General features: G+C 46.8%; 4 protein-coding genes. All 4 read left to right on the top strand.

Translation table 11 applies throughout. The features are described 5' to 3' along the window. Window positions 1–235 (top strand): energy transducer TonB (locus B3180_RS07185; protein ID WP_286843773.1); only part of this gene is annotated, 235 nt, incomplete at its 5' end. Window positions 236–246: 11 nt separating this feature from the next. Further along, window positions 247–1503, top strand: a complete 1257-nt coding sequence (locus B3180_RS07180) for a tetratricopeptide repeat protein (RefSeq protein WP_278354386.1) — start codon at window positions 247–249, stop codon at window positions 1501–1503. A 150-nt stretch (window positions 1504–1653) separates the two neighbouring features. Then, complete coding sequence (locus tag B3180_RS07175; protein WP_224798065.1) at window positions 1654–2625, top strand: porin; 972 nt, start codon at window positions 1654–1656, stop codon at window positions 2623–2625. An 88-nt stretch (window positions 2626–2713) separates the two neighbouring features. Further along, the coding region (locus B3180_RS07170) for an AEC family transporter (protein WP_286843770.1) at window positions 2714–3540 on the top strand (827 nt) is incomplete at its 3' end.

The raw sequence follows: 3540 nt of genomic DNA, 5'->3' as shown, positions 1-3540 counted from the left end.
TTATCCTCGCAGAGCCTTGCAACGTGGCATCGAGGGCTATGTGGTGGTTGAGTTTACAGTGACAAAGCAGGGGTCAGTGCGAGACCCGGTTGTTGTAGAGGCGGAACCGGAGGGGATTTTTGATCAGGCTGCCATGGATGCTGTGCTGAAGTTCAAATACAAACCCCGGGTTATTGATGGCGAAGCCGTTGAAGTGGCCGGCGTTCGTAACCGCATGACCTTTGAAATGAACTGAATGGGTGACTTATGAAATTACAATTTCTGGCGTTAGCGGTTTGCAGTGTTTGGTTGTTATTTGTGCATCCGGCGCAGGCTCAACAGACAGAGCGTGTTCCGGCGTTGCGCGAAAAAGTTTACGGACAGTTAGCCCGGGCGCAGGAGCAGGCGGACAATGGTAACCTGGAGCAGGGGCTATCGATACTGGGCGAGGTAGCGGAAAAAGCGGACAGCATGAACAGCTATGAGCGCGCCATGATGTGGAACTTTTATGGCTTTATGTATTACGAGCAGGGCAATACCAAACAAGCCATCAATTACTTTGAAAAGGTAGTGAATGAGTCGCCTATTCCCGATTCTTTGCAGAAAAGCACACTCTACAGCCTGGCTCAGTTGGCTTTAAGTGACGGTCAGTTCCAACGCGCAATTGGCTTTTTGGGGCAGTGGGAAGGTTTAGCGAAAGAGAACGAGATGAGTAAAGCCTGGGTGTTAAAAGCGCAAGCCTATTACCAGGCCGATAAACATCAGGAAGCCTTGCCACTCATTGATAAAGCCATAGCCGCCGCAGACTCGAAAAATAAAACACCCGATGAGAACTGGCTGATTTTAAAGCGTGCGCTGCATTACGAACTAGAACAGCCCAAACAGGTTGCTAAAGTGATGGAGCGTTTGGTTGCGGACTACAGCAAGCCGGAATATTGGTTACAGCTTGCCGGTGTTTATGCTCAGTTAGAGCAGGATGACAAGCAGTTAGCCGTTTTAGAAGCAGCGCGGCAGCAAGGCTTTATTGAAAAAGGCAGTGAGTGGAAGCAACTGGCGCAGGCTTACTATTTTAACGAGTTGCCGTATAAAGCCGCTGAAACTATCCACCAGGCAATGTCTGACGGTCAGGTCGAAAAGTCAGTAGATAACCTGAAATTTATGGCTCAGGCTTATACTCAGGCGAAAGAATATGAACTCGCAATTGAAGCCTACAACGAGCTTTCCGGTAAGGTTGAGCACGGGAACTTTGCGCTGCAGGTTGCCCAGTTACACTTAACTCTGAACAATAACGAGAAAGCTCTGGAAAGTGCGGAAAGCGCTCTCAGTAAAGGGAACCTGGACAACGAAGGCAACCTTTACTTGATAAAAGGTATGGCGTCTCTGAATTTAAAGCGCTACGAACAGGCAACGTCGCATTTTGAACAGGCTTTAGGTTATCAGACAACTGAACAGTCGGCACAGCAGTGGCTCAAATACGCCAAAAGTCAGCTTAAGCAACAGCAGCAATTAGCAAAACTGAAATAAATCTTAAATAAAACCTTCATCTGTCATATTTATGTCATAAAAAGGACATAGAATTGACTCACGACAGAAAAATAACTGCAATAAATTTTGCGGGCACTATAATGTGCGTAAAATTTAGACAGTTCCAGTTTAGACCTCGTGAGGATGACTATGAAAAGGTACTCGGTTCCGCTATTAATTGCTGCTACTGCAGCCAGTTTTTCCACTTTTGCTAATGACGACGACAGCTTAACGGTTTACGGTCGCGCGAATGTGTCTTTGCAAAGCAATGACTATGGTAATGGGGCGGATACTGAAGTTGTCAGTAACTCGTCGCGCTTTGGCTTTAAAGGCGCCGCTGAGCTGGAATCTGACTTAGAGGTTTTTTACCAAATTGAATTTGGTGTCGACCTTGCGGACTCAGACGACGATAAAGACGCTGTTACCAACCGCAACCAGGTTGTTGGCTTACGCGGTAATTTCGGTGAGGTCATGATTGGCCGGTACGATACTTTTCTGAAAGATTCTCAAGGTTCAGTGGATGAGTTTAAGGATTATGAAGCTGACCTTAAAAGTTTGTTCCGTGGCGAAAACCGCCCGGATAACACGCTGACCTATTACTCACCTTCGTTTAATAACTTTAAACTGGGTGTGACCTACGTTGCATCAGAGAATGACAATGAAGACGACGGTTTTTCATTTGGCCTGCTTTACGGTGACAGCAAGCTGAAGAAAACCAATTATTATGCAGCGTTAGCGTTTGACCGTGACGTTAATGGTTATGACATTACTCAGTTAACCGGCGCAACAAAGTTTGGTAAAACACGCGTTGGTGTGGCTCTGCAGCAGTTTGAAACCATTAACGGTGCGAACGACTCCGACGGCTACCTGGTAAGTGCTGCACACCCGTATCAAAACTGGGTGTTTAAAGCGCAGTATCAAGCTATTGATGACGGCAATGATAACGACGCTTCTTTGTCAGTGGGAGCCGATTACTTCTTTAGCGGTGATACCCGCGTTTACGCCTGGTACACCGGTCGTGAATGTGACATCGCGCTTTACTCAACCCGTGGTTGTGGTGCAACCCCCGGCGTAGAGCAGGACTTTATTGCTGTCGGCATTCGCCACGACTTTTCCTGGTAAGCGCTTTCTCCTAAAGTAAACACAAAAGTAGCCTGACAGTGGCTGTCAGGCTACACTATAGCGGTCACTCTCAACCTTTCTGTACGCTATGATCAACCTCGCAGTCTTGGGGCTCTACCTACTTATTGGTTTTATCCTTAAGCGTACCGGCAAGTGTCCGGATAACACCGCGCAAGTTCTTAACCTTTACGTTATTTATGCCGCACTCCCCGGTGTTATTTTCAGCAAAGTTCCGGCCCTGGAGTTTTCCTCTGAGCTACTGATCCCGGTTGTTATTCCCTGGGTTCTACTGATAGCCAGTGCGGTTTTTATATGGCTGCTGGGTCGCGCTTTTAAGTGGCCAAGAGAGGTAGTCGGTGCATTACTCATTTGTGTGCCGCTGGGTAATACGTCCTTTTTTGGCTTCCCTATGATAGAAGCCTTTTACGGCAGTGACGCTATTGTTTACGGGTTATTGTACGATCAGTTCGGCTCTTTTTTCGGTTTAGCAATTTATTCGACAATTATTATTGCCTTGTATCGTGAGCAGGACGAAAAGCCCACAGTTGGCAGTGTTTCCCGGCAAATTTTGACCTTCCCGCCATTTATTGCGCTGGTTATTGCGTTGTTAACTAAGTCTTTCACTTACCCTGAAGTTTTTCAGCGGCTGATTGACTCATTAGCCGTAACTTTAGTGCCTGTTATTATGATCGCCGTTGGTTTTCAGCTTAAGTTTCGCTTGCCCAAGGGCAGTAAAACACCGTTAACCATTGGCTTATTAACTAAATTAGTCTTAATGCCGGCATTAACAATTGCTTTATTGTTCGGCTTTGGTTTTGAAAGCACGCTGGTTCAGGTAACCGTATTTGAAAGTGCTATGCCACCTATGATCACGGCAGGTGCAGTGGCCATTATGGCAGGGCTGGCGCCAAGGTT

Origin of the sequence: Idiomarina sp. UBA4206, from assembly GCF_002383015.1 — a bacterium.
Taxonomy (GTDB): domain Bacteria; phylum Pseudomonadota; class Gammaproteobacteria; order Enterobacterales; family Alteromonadaceae; genus Idiomarina; species Idiomarina abyssalis.
Note: the sequence above shows the minus strand (reverse complement) of the source record. Positions and strands in the feature narration are given on the sequence as shown.

What these genes read in the sequence shown, in the direction of transcription:
- B3180_RS07180 (WP_278354386.1), top strand. Translation starts at nt 247, where the DNA reads ATGAAATTACAATTTCTGGCGTTAGCGGTTTGCAGTGTTTGGTTGTTA.
- B3180_RS07175 (WP_224798065.1), top strand. Translation starts at nt 1,654, where the DNA reads ATGAAAAGGTACTCGGTTCCGCTATTAATTGCTGCTACTGCAGCCAGT.